1 protein-coding gene is annotated in these 1,224 nt (G+C 74.3%); it reads left to right on the forward strand.

Annotation, left to right across the window (positions count from 1 at the left end):
- A partial coding sequence (locus tag ABZ646_RS46950; RefSeq protein ID WP_360534006.1) for a polyketide synthase dehydratase domain-containing protein occupies positions 1-1,224 on the forward strand: 1,224 nt, incomplete at both ends.

Here is a 1,224-nt window from a genome sequence, read left to right on the forward strand (position 1 = left end):
AACTGGCCCACCCTCCTCAACCACAACACCAACACACCCCCACACACCGCCCCACACCTCCCCACCTACCCCTTCCAACACCAGCACTACTGGCTGGGCCGAGGCGGCGGCACGGCTGACGCCGCGGCGCTGGGACTGGCGCAGGCCGAGCACCCGCTGCTGGGTGCTGTGACGGAGCTGCCCGGGTCCGGCGGTCTGCTGTTCACCTCGCGGCTGTCGCTGCGTACGCATCCGTGGCTGGCGGACCATGCGGCGGTGGGGACGGTGCTGTTGCCGGGGGCGGCGTTCGTGGAACTGGCGGTGCGTGCCGGGGACGAGGTCGGCTGCGGTGCCGTCGAGGAACTGGTGGTGGAGGCGCCGCTGCCGCTCCCCGAGCACGAGGGCGTGCAGGTGCGGGTGACCGTGGACGCGCCGGACGGGTCCGGGCGGCGTCAGGTGTCGGTGCACTCGCGCCGCCAGGAGGCGGCCTGGGTGCGGCACGTCAGCGGCACGCTGAGCCCGGAGAGCGGCCCGGTCGGCGGCGGCGTCGAGCCGGACGCACAGGACCTGACGCGGTGGCCGCCTGTCGGGGCGGTACCGGTCCCGGAGGACCGGGTGCGCGGCGTCTACGAGGAGTTGGCGGCGGACGGATACGGCTACGGTCCCGCCTTCCGCGGCCTGCGCGCGGCGTGGACGCGGGGCGACGAGATCTACGCGGAGGTCGCCCTGCCCGAGGAACTGACCGCCGAGGCCGCCGCGTTCGGCCTGCATCCGGCGCTGCTCGACGCGGCCCTGCACGCCACCGCCTTCCGCGACCGCACCGGCGCCGACGCGGGCCCCGCGTTGCCCTTCGCCTACCGAGGGGTGTCGCTGCACGCTTCCGGCGCGTCGGCACTGCGGGTACGGATCACGCCTTTCGAGAAGGACCGGGTGGGTATCCGGCTGGCCGACCCGAACGGCGCGTCTGTCGCGGTGATCGAGTCGCTGGTGTCGCGGCCGGTGCCGACGGGCAGGCTGGACGCCGCCGGCGGACGGACGCCGCTGGAGCAGATGTTCCTCGTGGGCTGGGAGGAGCTGCGGGTCGCTCCCGCCGCCCCCGTGGAGACGGTCTCCGTGCGGACCGTCGAGGACGTGACGCGGGTGACCGGACCGTCGGCGGTCCTGCTGTACGAACCCAAGGGCACTGACGTGCACCACGTCACCCACCGCACCCTGGAGGTGCTCCAGGCGTGGCTCGGCGCACCC

The sequence above is a fragment of the Streptomyces sp. NPDC007162 genome (assembly GCF_040634175.1).
Taxonomy (GTDB): domain Bacteria; phylum Actinomycetota; class Actinomycetes; order Streptomycetales; family Streptomycetaceae; genus Streptomyces.